The organism is Catellatospora sp. NPDC049609, assembly GCF_040675365.1.
Classification (GTDB): Bacteria; Actinomycetota; Actinomycetes; order Mycobacteriales; family Micromonosporaceae; genus Catellatospora.
Genome location: NZ_JBFAOU010000199.1, coordinates 1 through 13,620 on the forward strand (window position 1 = coordinate 1; position 13,620 = coordinate 13,620).

The window sequence follows — 13,620 nt, forward strand, 5'->3', positions numbered from 1 at the left end:
CGCGACATCAGGTAGGCACGGCGCGTATTTGTAGGCAGAGCAAAGCCTGCCGCGCGACACCCAGGTAGGCACGGCGGCGGCACCTGCGCCGCAGCCGTGCCTGCGCCGTTCACCAGCGGTGGTGCACCTGCGGCCGGATCAGCTCGTCGTACACCTCGGACACGACGCCGAGCCGGTCGGGGGTGAGGGAGGGCAGGTCGGCGGCGGCGGCGTTGGCGCGGGCCTGCTCGGCGTTGCGGGCACCGGGGATGACCACGCTGACGCCGGGCTGGTCGATGATCCAGCGCAGGGCGAACTGGGCCATGGTCGCGCCGTCGGGCACCAGCGGGGCCAGGCGGCGCACCGCGGCCAGGCCGGTGGCGAAGTCCACGCCGGAGAAGGTCTCGCCGACGTCGAACGCCTCGCCGTGCCGGTTGTACGTGCGGTGGTCGTCCGGCGCGAACGTGGTGTGCTCGTCGTAGCGGCCCGACAGCAGGCCGCTGGCCAGCGGCACCCGGGCGATGATCGCCACGCCGGCGGCCGCGGCGGCGGGCAGCACCCGCTCCAGCGGCTTGAGCCGCAGCGCGTTGAGGATGATCTGGACGCTGGCCACGTGCGGGCGGGCGATGGCGGTCAGCGCCTCGTCGCAGGTCTCCACGCTGACGCCGTACGCGGCGATGCGCTTCTCCTCGACGAGCGTGTCGAGGGCGTCGAAGACCTCGTCGGCGGCGTAGACGGGGGTCGGCGGGCAGTGCAGCTGGACCAGGTCCAGCGTGTCCACGCCGAGGTTGGCCCGGGACCGGTCGGTCCAGGCCCGGAAGTTGTCCATCCGGTAGTTGCCGGGCTCCTGGGCGACCCGGCGGCCCATCTTGGTGGCGACGGTGAGCGGCGCGCCCGCGCCACCACCCCGCAGGAACCGCCCGATCAGCTGCTCGCTGCGGCCGTCGCCGTACACGTCGGCGGTGTCGATGAAGGTCACGCCCGCGGCTACCGCCGCGTCGAGCACCGCCAGGGCGTCGTCCTCGCTGACGCTGCCCCAGTCCGCGCCGAGCTGCCATGCGCCGAGCCCGATCACGCCCACGTTCCGGCCGGTGCGGCCGAGGATTCGTTGCTGCACCGGGCCAGCCTACGGGAGAGCGCTTACAGCGGGCGGTGCATGACCACGCAGTCGCGTCCGGCCTGCCGGTCCGGCCGCCGGTCGATCTCGGCGTACCCGAGTGCGGTCCAGAAGGCGAGCCCGGCCGGGTTGTTCTCCAGCACCGCCAGGCGCACGGCCGGGCTGCCGTGCCGCCGCAGTCGCTCGTGGACCTCCTCGGCCACCGCCCGGCCCAGCCCCCGGCCCTGCCGCCGGGCGTCGACCAGGAGCAGCCCGATCCAGGGCAGCCCGTCGGCCGGATGCGACCGCAGCACCACGGCCACCCCGGCGAGCGGGGCGCCGTCCCCGGCTTCGGGGTCACGGGCCAGCAGCACCTCGACCCCCGGCTCGGCCAGCTCGGCGTCGAGGGCCGCGGCGACCTGCCCCGGGCTCACCTCCTCGGGCCGGGCCCCGAAGTCGCCGCTGAGCCGGTGGTAGTCGGCGTTGCCGGCGTAGAGCGCGGCAAGCTGGGCCAGCACGGGCGAGCCGGGGAAGAGGTCGCCGGTCCGCAGCGGGTTCAACACGGCACGAGGGTACGCCGGGATCACTCCTGTTCGCGGGAAGTGCGGCGATTCGCCTGATTGTTCGCCTTCTCGATGGCCCGCACCAGCTCCGCCTTGGTCATGTGCCAGCGGCCGGCGATGTTCAGCCGCTTGGCCGCGCCGAGCAGCTGGTCCTTGGTCTCCGCGGACTGGTATCGCAGCTTGCTGCGCATCTCGCGCTGGATCGGCATGGCGCCTCCCGCTCAATCGACCGTACGCTCGCCGGCGCCCTCGCCGGGCGACTCCACCCAGACCGTGCCGTCGCGGGGCCGCCCCGGACCCCCGACCTCGGCGTCGAACTCGTACCGGCGGTTCAGGTCGGCGGTGTCGTCGTACGAGTACCGCAGCTCATCGACCACGTCAACCACACCCGGCACGCCGCGCACCAGGCGCTCGGCGATCTGCGCGGTGCTGCGCCGGTCCGTCGCGCCGGTCAGCGTCACCACGCCGTCGGTCACCTCGGCGACCATCTCCGGCGGCCCGGTGAACAGCATGCCCTGCACGATGTCGTGCATGACGTCGTGCCGGATCGCCTCGTCGGAGCGGCGGTAGGTGCGCAGCAGGTCGCGGCGGGACACGATGCCCACCAGGTTGCCGTCGTCGTCCACCACCGGCAGCCGCTTGAGCCGCTCGTCCTCCATGAGCTTGGCGGCCTGCACCACGCTCGCCCGCGGGGACACGGTGATCACCGGGCTGGTCATCAGGTCCTCGGCGGTGTCGCCCTCGGCCTTGGCCCGCTGCGCCGCGCGCCGCTTGCGCTCGAACAGCCGCCGCTGCGGCTCCTCGCCGCCCAGGGCCAGCTTGTGCAGCAGGTCGGCCTCGGAGACGATGCCCACCACGGTGCCGCCCGGGTCGAGCACCGGCACCGAGCTCACCCCGTGCTCGGCGAGCCGGTCGATGATCTCCTTGTACGGCGTCGCGACGCCCACGCTGACGACGGGCGCCGACATCACGTCGTGCACGGTCCGCACCGCCATCGGCGTACCCCCAACATCGCCCAGAGCGCCGCCAGGACGGACCCTCACCCGCCAGACTGGAGAGGTGGAACCACCGCGGGTGGGTACGGGCCCACTGCGATCCTACCGAGCCCACCGGGGCGGAACGGGACGGACGAGAACACCGGAGGTGCCCGATGACGAGGAGCGACGTCGCCGACCGCAGAGGCATACCGGCCGCCGCGCTCAGCAACCACGACCTGAACCGGGAGCTGGCCTCGCTGCACCGGACCCGGCACGACACGTTCGTGCACGGTTCGGGGCACGCGCTGGCCAACCATGATCAGCGCAGTCGCGAGCTGGAGCTGGAGTTCCTGCGCCGGTTCCCGGCACGCGAGCCGGACCCGCGGCGGCTGCGCCCCGTTCGCCAGCCGCGCGCGGATCGTCCGAACCGGACGGTGCGTCCTCAGTGACCGGTGAAGAGCACCTTCACCCGGTCCCGGCCCTGCTGGACTCCCGTTTCGGCGATCAGACGGCCGGCGATGTCGTCGGCGGCGTCACGGGAGTCGGCGGTGTGCTCTGCGGAACGCTGCTCCGGCCAGCGCAGTTCGTCCCGGCCACCACCATTCGGGTCAAGCGGACGAACGGTGCTGACCACGACAATCCACTTGCCCGCGGCCGCCTTTCGCCTCCTCCACCAGAACATCTCTGCCTCCGTTTCCCGCGTACGCCAGCGCCCACCCTAACGTGACGGCGTTACCGGGACAGCCCTCGGTCGCGCGGTACGTTGGAGGATCGGCCGAGCGCACTGGGGAGGGCAAGGTGACGGGCCTGTTCGCGTCGATCGGCGTCGACCTCGCGCGCGAAGGTCTGTCCCGGTTCACCACCGCCGTCGTCTCCGCCGGGACCGCCGTGCCGTTCAGCCGCCGCCATTGCGACCACGTCTGGACCGACCCGTCCGGTGCCCGGGTGGTGGCCCGCTCCCGCTGGGGCCGCGTCCACCACGTGCTGCCCTCACTGGCCGGCGGCGCGGTCGCGGTGGCGTGCGGGGACATCCGGCTCATCGACGACCGCACCGCGGTCATGGACCTGCTCGACGACACCGACGGCGGCCTGATCTGCCCGGTCGCGCTGCTGCTGGAGGACCACACGGCGCTGCACGTCGCGGGCGGCGCGATGGCCCGCGGCCAGGTCGTGCTCTCCGCGCTCGCGGAGTCCCTGGCCCCCGCGCGCGGCGATCCGGCCGGCGGCCCCGACGCCCCGGCCGACCCCGGGCTCGTCAGCGACGACCTGGTCCGCCCGACCCAGGCCGCCGCCGGCTGGACGCCCAGCGCGCGGGCCGGCCTCACCGGCACGGTGCGCGCGGCGCAGCTGCGCACCAACACCCTGACCGGGCAGGAGTTCCACTGGCTGCGGCTGCGGATCCGCCCCGGCCTCGAGATCGACGTCGCGGCCCCCGCGACCGCGCTGCCCGCCGTCCCCGGCCCCGGCACCCGCCTGCACGTCCGCGCCGTCCTCACCGGCCGCCTCGACCTGCAGCCCGGCACCCTCCCCCGCCCCCGCAAGGAAGGGCACCTTCTTAACCTTCTACGTAGAGGAAGGGCACCTTCTTGACCCTGGCCGTGCGAGCCGCGGACACAGCGGACGCGGCCCCGGCCCGGGCGGGTGCGGACACAGTCCGGGACCTGCCTCACCATGCAGAGACAGGTCCCGCCTGACGCCTGGAGGTCGTGCCCAGCGTGGTTGCGCCGCGTACGGGGACCTCGTGGGGCCCCTCCGCGGCGCGGCTGAGATCTGGCGTCATCATCACATCCGGGCGGCACCACCGCGTCCCCCGACCGACCATCCGCCGCCGGGCGTCAGGCGGGCTCAGCGCCGCCCGGTGGACAGGCGCAGCGTCGGGCCCGAGGTCGGCACGAACCCCAGCGACAGGTAGAGCCGCTCGCCGTCGGCCGAGGCCCGCAGATCGACCTTGCCCACCCCGCGCCGCGCGAACCAGTCCAGCAGCGCGGTCACGCAGGCCCGCGAGAATCCCCGCCGCCGGTACGCCTCGTCGGTCACCACGTTGAACACGTACCCGGTCAGCCCCGACGGGTTCTCCGGCCCGCCCAGCCGCAGGTCGATCGTGCCCACGGCGCACGCGGCCAGCCCCGCCCCGCCCGGCGCGTCCACCACGTACGCCGCCATCATCGCGTCCGGCCCGCCCAGCCGCGCCCGCAGCGTCGCCATCGCCTCGTCCTGCCACGGCCCCGGTGCCGGCGGCCTGCCCTCCATCGACCCGAGCAGCACCGCCCGCAACCTGACCAGCTCCGCCGCGTCCGCCGCCACCGCGCCCCGTACCTCGATCACGTCCCGCAGGCTAACCGGTCCCCGTCCACGGGCCGGGGCGGGTGGCGGGCCGGGCGGGCCGGGTATCGTCGCCGGGTGGGCGAACCCCGGCCTCGATGGACCCTGGCACCGCGTGAGCTCGACGAACCGCACCCGTCGCGGCTGCGCGAGGACCACCCCGACCGTGCCGAGATCCTCGCCCGGCACACCGAGGCGCTGCGCGACGGCACGCCCGGCTACCTCGACCCGGCCACCGGCCTGTTCGTGCTCAGCGCCGGCTTCCTCGCCCGGCGCGGCTTCTGCTGCACCCGCGGCTGCCGCCACTGCCCGTACGTCACCTGACCCGTCGTCCGCCGCCCATGATCGTCCGACTTGCCAGGCAAGTGGGCGTAACGGTCCGCAAGATACGCCCGTCTGCCAGGCAACTTGGACGATCATGGGCGGCGGGGCGCGGCGCCGGGCACGGACGCGGTCCCCGGCGGGCTTGACGCGGCAGCGCACGCGGGCACCGTGGCGGTGACACCAGCCGCGGGACGGTGCGGTCGGTGCCGTCCTCGGGACCGTGGCGGTGACATCGGCCGCGGGGCATCATCGGGGGCATGACGGTCATCGAGGTCGTGCTCGGGGATATCACCGCCGAGGATGTGGACGCCATCGTGACGGCGGCCAACGAGTCCCTGCTGGGTGGCGGCGGGGTCGACGGCGCGATCCACCGCGCGGCCGGGCCCGGCCTGGCCCGCGCCGGCGGCGCGATCGCCCCCTGTGAGCCCGGCGACGCCAAGGCCACCCCGGCGTTCGACCTGAACCCACCCGTGCGCCACGTCATCCACACCGTCGGACCGATCTGGGAGGGCGGCTCGTACGGTGAGGACGAGACGCTCGCCTCCTGCTACCGCCGCAGCCTCGAGGTTGCCGATGAGCTGGGCGTCGACAGCATCGCGTTCCCGGCGATCGCGACCGGCGTGTACGGCTTCCCGGCCGGCCGCGCGGCCCGCATCGCCGTGGCCACCCTGCGCGCCACCCCGACGCGTGTCCAGCGCATCCGCCTGGTCGCCTTCGACGCCCCCACCCACGACCTCCTCGCCGACGCCCTCAAGCCCTGATCCGCACCGCAGCCCGCCACGTGCCAGGCGAGCCATGGTGCGCCACCATGAACCGCTGTGCCCCGCCGCGAACCGCCGTGCTTCGAAGACGTTGGCCTATCCGGATGACAAAACGATGATCGAACTCATCCAGATAGGCCAACGTCCATGGCAAAACGGGTGCGCAGCTTCGGGCGGCACGCGTGTCAAGTGCCTGGGGCCGGTCGCGTCGGCGGGCGGGCCTAGGCTCGGCGGCATGGCGAGGGTGAGCCGGCCGGTCGCGGTGGAGCTGCTGCCCCACCTGCGCCGAGCACGCGACCACATCGACCGCCACTACGCCGAGCCGCTCGACCTGGACCGGCTGTCCCGGGTGGCGGGGGTGTCCAAGTTCCACTTCGTGCGCAGCTTCGAGGCGGCGTACGGGGAGACCCCGATCCGCTACCTCACCCGGCGGCGCATCGAGCGCGCGCAGGACCTGCTGCGGCTGGCGAACCTGACGGTGACCGAGGTGTGCATGGTGGTCGGGTTCGCCAGCCTCGGGTCGTTCTCGTCGCGGTTCGCCGCGCTGACCGGCGAGACGCCGACGGCGTACCGGGACCGCTGGGCCGCGCGCGGCGGGCCGCACGTGCCCGGGTGCTTCCTGTTCATGCGCGGCGTGCTGGACCTCAGCGGCACCACCGGCGGCACGCCCGCCGCGGCCGGGACCGCAATCTCGGAGAAGCCGCAGCTCAGCGCACCGCCCTAGGCTCGTACCTATGATCACAAACATTTCGCTGGTCACGGTGTACTGCCTGGACCAGGACAAGGCGCGCGACTTCTACGTGGACGTGCTCGGCTTCAAGGCCGTCACCGACATCTCCATGGGCGAGGGCTTCCGCTGGGTCACCATCTCCCACCCGACCCAGCCCGAGATCCAGGTGACGCTGATGACGCCGGGGCCGCCGCTGGACCCGGAGGCCGCCGATTTCGTACGCCGCCAGCTGGAGAAGGGCGCGATGGGCGGCCTCGGCCTGAGCGTGGACGACTGCCGTAGAACGTTCGAGGAGCTCAGCGCCAAGGGCGTGGTGTTCCTGCAGGAGCCGGCCGACCGCCCGTACGGCGTGGAGGCGGTCATGCGAGACAACTCCGGCAACTGGCTGGTGCTGGTCGAGTCGAAGGAGTGGACTCCGAACGACTTCGAGTACCCGGCGACCGGCGAGGGAACAGCGTAAAGAAAATTTGACACGCCGCCGTACCGTGAGCGGCATGTCAAACATTTTTTACAGCGGAGCGGCGCGATGACCGCCCCGCGCACCATGCGGGCGGTCGTGCAGGACCGCTACGGCGGCACCGAGGTGCTGCGGCTCGACGACATCCCGGTCCCCGTCCCGGGCGACGGCGAGGTGCTGGTCGCGATGCGGGCGGCGGGCGTCGACGCGGGCGTGCACCACCTGGTGACCGGGCGGCCGTACGCCATGCGCCTGATGGGTTTCGGCCTGCGCGCGCCGAAGGTGCGCGTCCGCGGCGGCGAGGGCGCCGGGGTCGTGACCGCGGTCGGCCGAGGCGTGACGCGCTTCGCCGCCGGCGACCGGGTGCACGGCGCGTTCGACGGCGCGTTCGCCGAGTACGCCCGCACGAACGCCGACCAGCTCGCCCACACCCCCGAGCGGCTGACGTTCGAGCAGGCCGCGGCGCTGCCGATCTCCGGCGTCACGGCGCTGCAGGCCCTCGCGGGCGTACGCGCCGGGCAGCGGGTGCTCGTCGTCGGCGCGGGCGGCGGGGTGGGCACCTACGCGGTGCAGCTCGCCAAGGCGCTCGGCGGGCAGGTGACCGGCGTGTGCAGCACCGGCAAGACCGAACTGGTCCGCGGGCTCGGCGCGGACGCGGTGCTCGACTACACGCGGGAGCCGCTGACCGGGCGATACGACCTGATCCTCGACCTCGCGGGCAACCGGCCGCTGGCGCAGCTGCGCGCGCTGCTGGATCCGGACGGGGCACTGGTCATCGTCGGCGGGGAGACCGACGGCCTCCTGCTCGGCGGAGCGACCCGTCTGCTCCGGGCGGCGCTGCTGAACCCGTTCACCCGGCAGCGGCTGACCGGCCTGCTGTCCACGATGAAACGCGACGACCTGCACCGCCTCACCGAGCTGGCCGCGACGGGCCAGGTCACCCCGGCCGTCGGCCGCACCTACCCGCTGTCCCGCGCCGCCGACGCCATCGCCTACCAGGCCGAACACCACGCCCACGGCAAAATCGTCCTCACCATCCCCTGACCCCGCCCGGCCCCGCCCGGCCCGACGGGCGGCAGCGAAGATCGCTGTTTCGTGTCGGAACGTTCAGCCAGACCGCGGTTTCTGACACGAAACAGCGATCTTCACGGGGGACCTGGTGGGGATCCGCGGGGTCAGGCACTGAAGCGGTGCAGGGTCCAGCGGGTCCACAGGGAGATGGTGGGGTGTTCGTCGCAGGTCCACTCGGTGACCGAGGCAGGAGCGACCACCGTGTCGAACGCGCGCAGCAGCGGCTGCGCCCCGAGCGTGTGGAACGACGCGTTCACCGTCTCGCTGTGGCCGACCAGCACCACCGTCTCGCCCGCGTGCCGGTGCGCGATGTCCATGATCGAGCGGCCGGTGCGCACCACCAGCTCCGCCCAGGTCTCGTTCTCGGCCTGGAACGGCCGGTGCACGCCGCCACCCGGCAGCGGCGCGTTCTTCAGCACCTCGACCGGCTGCCCGTCGGCATACGACGGATAGTGCCAGGTGCACAGCCCGCAGTCGGTGACCGGGGCGACGCCCAGCGCCGCGGCGACCGGGGCCGCCGTCTCCACCGCCCGCCGCAGCTCCGACGAGTACACGTGCACCGGCCCGGCGCCGGCCAGCTCGCCCGCGAGCCGCGTGGCCAGGACCGCGGCCTGCTCGTGCCCGGTCGTGGTGAGCCCGCGGCACCCGGCCCGCCCGCCGATGAGCCGCTCGACGGTGTGCACCGACTCACCGTGGCGCACGAAGATCAGCCGCGTCCGCATCGGACGATGCTAAGCCGCCCGCGCCCGCCTCGACGCGAGGTTTTCCACCCACCGTGGCGAGCCGGCAGCGGGGTCGGCTGAGCAGGTCTGCGAGCCGGCAGCGGGGTCAGGTGAGCAGGTCGGCGAGCGGGGCAGCGGGGTCGGCGAGGCGGGCGGGGTCGGCCGGGGTGCCCTGAAAGCCGGCCTTGACCAGGGCCTGGAGATCGTCCTGGACGTCCCAGACGTTGACGTTCATCGCGGCCACGACGCGGTCGTCGTCGGTGAGCCAGAACGCGATGAACTCCGGCGCCTTGCCGTCCACGATCGCGGTGTCGCCGCGGAACACGACCCGCGCGTAGTCGCCCGGACCGGCCCACCCGCAGTACTCCATACCCAGGTCGTACTGGTCGGTGAAGAAGTACGGCACCTGGTCGTAGCTGATCTCCTGCCCGAGCATCGCCTTCCCGGCGGCCTTGCCCCCGGCCCGCGCGTTGGCCCAGTGCTCGGTGCGCAGGTGCCGCCGCAGCAGCGGGTGCCACGCCGAGGCCACGTCCCCGCAGGCGTAGACGTCCGGGTCCGAGGTGCGCAGCCCGGCGTCGACGACGACGCCGTCGTCCACGGCGAGCCCGGCCTGCTCGGCCAGCGAGGTGTCCGGCCGGATGCCGACCCCGGCGACGACAAGGTCCGCCGCCAGCTCGGTGCCGTCCTCCAGCACCGCGCTGCGCACCGCCCCGTCGAGGTCGCCGAACGAGCGGACCCCGCTCTCGAACCGGAACTCGACCCCGTTCGCCTCGTGCAGCCTCCGGAACACCTCGGCCAGCTCGTCGCCCAGCACCCGGCGCAACGGCGCGCGGTCGTGCGCGACGACGGTCACCGGGCAGCCGTAGCCGCGCGCCGCGGCCGCGACCTCCAGCCCGATCCAGCCCGAGCCGACGACCAGCACCTGCGGCGAAGGCTGGGCGGTCAGCGCCGCCCGCAGCGCCTCCGAATCCGGGTAGGTGCGCAGCTGGTGGATGCCGGCCGCGTCGGCGCCGGGCACGTCGAGGGTGCGCACCCGCGAGCCGGTGGCCAGCAGGAGCTTGTGGTACGCGAACTGCTCGTCGCCGTCGAGGGTGACCGTGTGCGCCTGCGGGTGCACGGCCACCACGCGCCGCCCGAGCATCAGCTCGATGTCCTGCTCGGCGTACCACTCGCGAGGGTGCACGTAGGCCTTCTCGCGCGCGTCCTTGCCCTGCAGGAAGCCCTTGGACAGCGGCGGGCGCTCGTAGGGCACCTCGTCCTCCTGCCCGATCAGCAGCACCCGGCCGGTGAAGCCCTCGGCCCGCAGCGTCTCGGCGGCCCTGGCCCCGGCCAGCGACGCGCCGACGATGACGAATACCCGCTCGTCCGCACTCATGACCCCCAGCCTCGCGCATGGACGGGCGGCGGTCCATCGAAACGCGGCAGTCGTCCGGGGATTGCGCCCGGTAGCCTCCCGGCGCACGGGAACACGAGCGCCGCGTGCAGGGAAGTACAGGCATGACCGTGACGACACAGCACGATCCCCCGGCGGCGACGGCGGAGCCGCCCGACCCCGCCGACCTGGGCGCGATGTTCGACGCGTACGCCCGCGACCTGCTGCGCTACGCGACCCGCCGGGTCGGCGCGCAGCTGGCCGAGGACGTGGTGGCGCAGACCTTCCTGGTCGCGTACGAGCGCCGCCACCGCTTCGACGCCGCCCGCGGCGCGATGCTGCCCTGGCTGTACGGCATCTGCAGCAACCTGCTGCGCCGCGAGCACCGGGCCGAGGTCCGGGCGCTGCGCGCGACCGCCGCCGCGGCGCTGGCCGGCACCACTGACGAGGACGCGCCGGACGCCCGCTCGGCGGAGCGGGTCGACGCGCAGCGGACCGTGGCCCGCGTCGCCGCCGCGTTGGCGAGACTGCCTCGCCGCCAGCGCGAGGTGCTGCTGCTGTACGCCGTCGCGGAGCTGGAGTACGCCGAGATCGCCGACGCGCTCGGCATCCCGCTCGGCTCCGTCCAGTCCGCCCTGCACCGCGCCCGTACGAAGATCAGATCCGCGCTCTCCGGAGGTTCCCGATGACCCGCACCGACCCCGACCTGCGAGCGGTCGCCGACCTGCCCGCCGCCGAGCCGTCCGACGAGGCCGTCTCGCGCACCTGGCACCTGCTCAACAAGCGGCACACCGCCGCGCGCGGCCGGTCCCCCCGCCGCCTGGCCCGGCTGCTCGTCCCGGCCACCGCCGCGCTGACGGTCGCCGCGGTCGCGGCCGGAGTGTTCGCGCTCAACCGCGCCGGCGGCGGCAACGGCGACTTCGCCACCCCGAACATCGCCGAGATCACGGCGTCGCACCAGCCGCTGCCCACCGCGCCCGGCACGAACCCGGCCCTGTCGAAGACCACCCCGGAGGCGCTCGCGGCGCTGGCGGCGCTGGCCGCCACCGCCGAGGGGGCGGGCACGGTCACCCTCATCCCCGGGCAGCTGATCCACGTGCGCGCCGACGGCTGGGCGGCCGGCCAGCACGGCGACGACCCCACGGCGCAGGTCGGCTACCAGGGCCGGGAGCTGTGGCTGGACCCGCAGGGCATGATCCCGGTGAAGCTGCTCGACGGCGAGCGCGACCTGTTCGACGGGCCCAAGGGCAGGCCCGACGACACGTTCGAGCGGGACGACCTCCGGGAGAACGGTCCGAGCCTGCGCCGCCCGACGCCGGAGTGGCTGGCGCAGCTGCCCGCCGGCGACCCGGCGGCGCTGCTGGCCCGGCTGCGCGCCGACGTCGCCGGCAACGAGAAGTGGACCGCGGACCACCTGGTGTGGGACGCGATGGGCGAGCTCTACCTGCACGCCGACCTGCTGCTCAGCCCCGCGCTGCGGGCCGGGCTGCTGCGCGCCGTCCAGGGCATGGACGGCCTGACCGCGGGTGAGGTCGTCATCGACGGCGTGCGGCTGGTGTCGATCCGGCAGACCGAGGGCCGGTCCGCCACCGAGATCCTGTTCGACCCGGTGACCGGCTGGGCGGTCGGGCGGCGGGACCTGTTCCGCGACAGCGAGGTCACGCTGCTCCCGCCGGACCCCGGCCCGCGCTTCGACCCGCTGGTCGGCTACCACGTCACCTGGACCCAGAACCTGGTGAACAGCGTCGACGAGCGCTGACCCGCCACCACCGGAGGGCCCGGCGCCGCACGGGGGTGACGGCGCCGGGCGGTCCGGTCAGGAGGTGGCGAGCTGGGCCTGCTGCACGATCAGCACCCAGCTGATGTCCACCCAGGCCACCGTGTTGAGGCAGCCCGAGCCGAAGCCGTCGCAGGCGACCGGGTTGAGGCCGCCGATGATGGTCCCGGCCGCGAAGGTCTTGCTGAAGTCGCCGGTGAGGGCGAACACCGGGCCGCCGCTGTCGCCCGACCCGGCCGCGGCGCGGCCGTTGATCTGCGTGCCGAGCGACACGCTCTGCACGTGCAGGAAGCTCGGCGTCAGCATGACCAGCTGGTTGATGCGGTCGGTGCGGACGTTGCAGTGCACCCCGGTGAACGCGCCGGTGGTGCAGACGAACAGGCCGGGGAAGTTGCCGACCGCGCCGATGACCGGCTTGGAGAACTCGCCCACGCCGACGCCGCCGTCGTAGATCCGGGCGCCGGAGTTGGTCTGGATCGCCAGCGAGTCGCTCAGCCGCCGGGCCGGGGCCGGCTCGGCCCGGCCGACGACCTGCCCGGTGGGGTCGGTGAAGTCCATCCCGCCGCCGAACATGCAGTGCTCGGCGGTGAGGATGCCGCGCCAGCTCTCCCACCACAGGGTCATCCGCTTGATCGCGAAGCCGGTGCTGCAGCTGCCCGCGCCGGGGAAGGCGCCGCGGATCTGCGCCCCGCCCCACCACGGCGGCGAGTCGTTGGCCCGGCTCAGCTGCTGGATCCCGCCCTCCTCGGCGCGCACGATCGTGGTCGCGACGGCGAACTCGTACTTCATGGCCGCCTTCGGGTCGGTGGTGGCCACCTCCAGGCCGCTGCCGTCCGGCAGCGGGCCCACCCGGACCAGGCCCGGGTACGCCTCGGGCCGCTCGGGCACGACCGCCGCCGCCTCGACCAGCTCCCGCTGGGTGTACGCCGACTCGCCCAGCGCGACGCGGATGCCCAGCTCGGACTCCTGCCGCGCGATCTCCTCGCGGATCTCGGCGGGCACCTCCCCCTTCCACCACACTTCGAGCGTCCGGTCCTCGACCCGCAGCCGCAGGCCGCCCAGGCCGGGGAACTTCGGCTCCAGGTCGGTGAGCCGCTGCGCCGCGTCGACCAGCGGCAGCTGCGCCGCCATGATCTCGGCCGACGCGTTCGACCCGGCCCTGGGGTCGTCGCTCCAGCCCGGCTTGTCCTCCTCGTACGCGGCCACGGCGGGGGTGGTCGCGACCAGCCCCACCACCGCCACCAGCGCGAGCGCCCCCACGGCCGCCCGGCGCGTCAGTTGCCTGCCTGATCGCATCGTCTTCCTCCCTCGTGGCGCGCCGGCGAGCCACCGGCGCCCCCTCATGCTGCGAGGATCCGGGTCCGAAAACGTCCGGCCGGGAACTCATGATTGTTGACCATCAATCAGGCGGGGGTCAGCACCCAGGAGAAGTGGCGAGGACAGTTCGGGACCCACACGATCCATCGTGT

At 73.9% G+C, this 13,620-nt stretch carries 18 protein-coding genes; 9 read left to right on the top strand and 9 right to left on the bottom strand.

Annotated elements, in window-relative coordinates; genetic code table 11:
* Positions 1 to 109 precede the first annotated feature (109 nt).
* Genes AB0J67_RS34115 through AB0J67_RS34130 form a run of 4 tightly spaced genes read right to left on the bottom strand, consistent with a single transcriptional unit; the run spans position 110 to position 2,633 of the window.
* Positions 110 to 1,096, bottom strand: a complete 987-nt coding sequence (locus AB0J67_RS34115) for an aldo/keto reductase (protein ID WP_363488682.1) — start codon at positions 1,094 to 1,096, stop codon at positions 110 to 112.
* A 23-nt stretch (positions 1,097 to 1,119) separates the two neighbouring features.
* Positions 1,120 to 1,638: a GNAT family N-acetyltransferase gene (locus AB0J67_RS34120; protein ID WP_363488684.1), complete on the bottom strand. Its 519-nt coding sequence runs from the start codon at positions 1,636 to 1,638 to the stop codon at positions 1,120 to 1,122.
* Positions 1,639 to 1,658: 20 nt separating this feature from the next.
* Positions 1,659 to 1,847, bottom strand: coding sequence for a hypothetical protein (locus tag AB0J67_RS34125; RefSeq protein WP_363488686.1), 189 nt, complete (start codon positions 1,845 to 1,847; stop codon positions 1,659 to 1,661).
* Between the two features lie 12 nt (positions 1,848 to 1,859).
* Positions 1,860 to 2,633 (bottom strand): CBS domain-containing protein, encoded by a 774-nt coding sequence (locus AB0J67_RS34130; RefSeq protein WP_363488688.1) that lies wholly within the window; start codon positions 2,631 to 2,633, stop codon positions 1,860 to 1,862.
* A gap of 155 nt (positions 2,634 to 2,788) precedes the next feature.
* Between AB0J67_RS34130 and AB0J67_RS34135 the strand changes: the two genes are divergently transcribed.
* Positions 2,789 to 3,064 carry a DUF6158 family protein gene (locus AB0J67_RS34135; RefSeq protein WP_363488690.1) on the top strand — a complete coding sequence of 92 codons (276 nt, stop codon included), beginning with the start codon at positions 2,789 to 2,791 and terminating at the stop codon, positions 3,062 to 3,064.
* Here the strand turns inward: AB0J67_RS34135 and AB0J67_RS34140 are convergent.
* Entirely contained in the window at positions 3,058 to 3,297 is a 240-nt protein-coding gene (locus tag AB0J67_RS34140; protein WP_363488692.1) for a hypothetical protein, read from the bottom strand. The genes AB0J67_RS34135 and AB0J67_RS34140 overlap by 7 nt on opposite strands.
* 116 nt (positions 3,298 to 3,413) lie before the next feature.
* On the opposite strand from AB0J67_RS34140, the gene AB0J67_RS34145 reads away from it, so the two are divergent.
* The gene (locus tag AB0J67_RS34145) at positions 3,414 to 4,205 is read left to right on the top strand and encodes a hypothetical protein (RefSeq protein ID WP_363488694.1); all 792 of its coding nucleotides are present in this window, start codon (positions 3,414 to 3,416) and stop codon (positions 4,203 to 4,205) included.
* Between the two features lie 255 nt (positions 4,206 to 4,460).
* On the opposite strand, the gene AB0J67_RS34150 is transcribed toward AB0J67_RS34145, so the two are convergent.
* The gene (locus AB0J67_RS34150; protein ID WP_363488696.1) at positions 4,461 to 4,940 is read right to left on the bottom strand and encodes a GNAT family N-acetyltransferase; all 480 of its coding nucleotides are present in this window, start codon (positions 4,938 to 4,940) and stop codon (positions 4,461 to 4,463) included.
* Positions 4,941 to 5,015: 75 nt separating this feature from the next.
* Between AB0J67_RS34150 and AB0J67_RS34155 the strand changes: the two genes are divergently transcribed.
* From AB0J67_RS34155 to AB0J67_RS34175, 5 genes are all read left to right on the top strand, one after another.
* On the top strand, positions 5,016 to 5,261 hold the full coding sequence (locus AB0J67_RS34155) for a DUF5522 domain-containing protein (protein WP_363488698.1): 246 nt from the start codon (positions 5,016 to 5,018) through the stop codon (positions 5,259 to 5,261).
* A 257-nt stretch (positions 5,262 to 5,518) separates the two neighbouring features.
* Positions 5,519 to 6,022, top strand: coding sequence for an O-acetyl-ADP-ribose deacetylase (locus tag AB0J67_RS34160; protein ID WP_363488700.1), 504 nt, complete (start codon positions 5,519 to 5,521; stop codon positions 6,020 to 6,022).
* Between the two features lie 235 nt (positions 6,023 to 6,257).
* Complete coding sequence (locus AB0J67_RS34165; RefSeq protein WP_363488702.1) at positions 6,258 to 6,746, top strand: AraC family transcriptional regulator; 489 nt, start codon at positions 6,258 to 6,260, stop codon at positions 6,744 to 6,746.
* Positions 6,747 to 6,756: 10 nt separating this feature from the next.
* Entirely contained in the window at positions 6,757 to 7,212 is a 456-nt protein-coding gene (locus tag AB0J67_RS34170) for a VOC family protein (protein ID WP_363488704.1), read from the top strand.
* A gap of 66 nt (positions 7,213 to 7,278) precedes the next feature.
* Positions 7,279 to 8,253 carry an NAD(P)-dependent alcohol dehydrogenase gene (locus AB0J67_RS34175; protein ID WP_363488706.1) on the top strand — a complete coding sequence of 325 codons (975 nt, stop codon included), beginning with the start codon at positions 7,279 to 7,281 and terminating at the stop codon, positions 8,251 to 8,253.
* A gap of 131 nt (positions 8,254 to 8,384) precedes the next feature.
* On the opposite strand, the gene AB0J67_RS34180 is transcribed toward AB0J67_RS34175, so the two are convergent.
* Positions 8,385 to 9,002: a histidine phosphatase family protein gene (locus AB0J67_RS34180; RefSeq protein WP_363488708.1), complete on the bottom strand. Its 618-nt coding sequence runs from the start codon at positions 9,000 to 9,002 to the stop codon at positions 8,385 to 8,387.
* A 106-nt stretch (positions 9,003 to 9,108) separates the two neighbouring features.
* Positions 9,109 to 10,377 (bottom strand): FAD-dependent oxidoreductase, encoded by a 1,269-nt coding sequence (locus AB0J67_RS34185; protein WP_363488710.1) that lies wholly within the window; start codon positions 10,375 to 10,377, stop codon positions 9,109 to 9,111.
* A gap of 122 nt (positions 10,378 to 10,499) precedes the next feature.
* On the opposite strand from AB0J67_RS34185, the gene AB0J67_RS34190 reads away from it, so the two are divergent.
* Entirely contained in the window at positions 10,500 to 11,063 is a 564-nt protein-coding gene (locus AB0J67_RS34190; protein ID WP_363488712.1) for a sigma-70 family RNA polymerase sigma factor, read from the top strand.
* Positions 11,060 to 12,133 carry a hypothetical protein gene (locus AB0J67_RS34195; protein ID WP_363488714.1) on the top strand — a complete coding sequence of 358 codons (1,074 nt, stop codon included), beginning with the start codon at positions 11,060 to 11,062 and terminating at the stop codon, positions 12,131 to 12,133. The genes AB0J67_RS34190 and AB0J67_RS34195 overlap by 4 nt, the downstream gene beginning before the upstream one ends.
* Before the next feature lie 57 nt (positions 12,134 to 12,190).
* On the opposite strand, the gene AB0J67_RS34200 is transcribed toward AB0J67_RS34195, so the two are convergent.
* A complete protein-coding gene (locus AB0J67_RS34200; protein ID WP_363488716.1) occupies positions 12,191 to 13,447 on the bottom strand; it encodes a hypothetical protein in 1,257 nt (418 codons plus the stop codon).
* Positions 13,448 to 13,620: the final 173 nt, after the last annotated feature.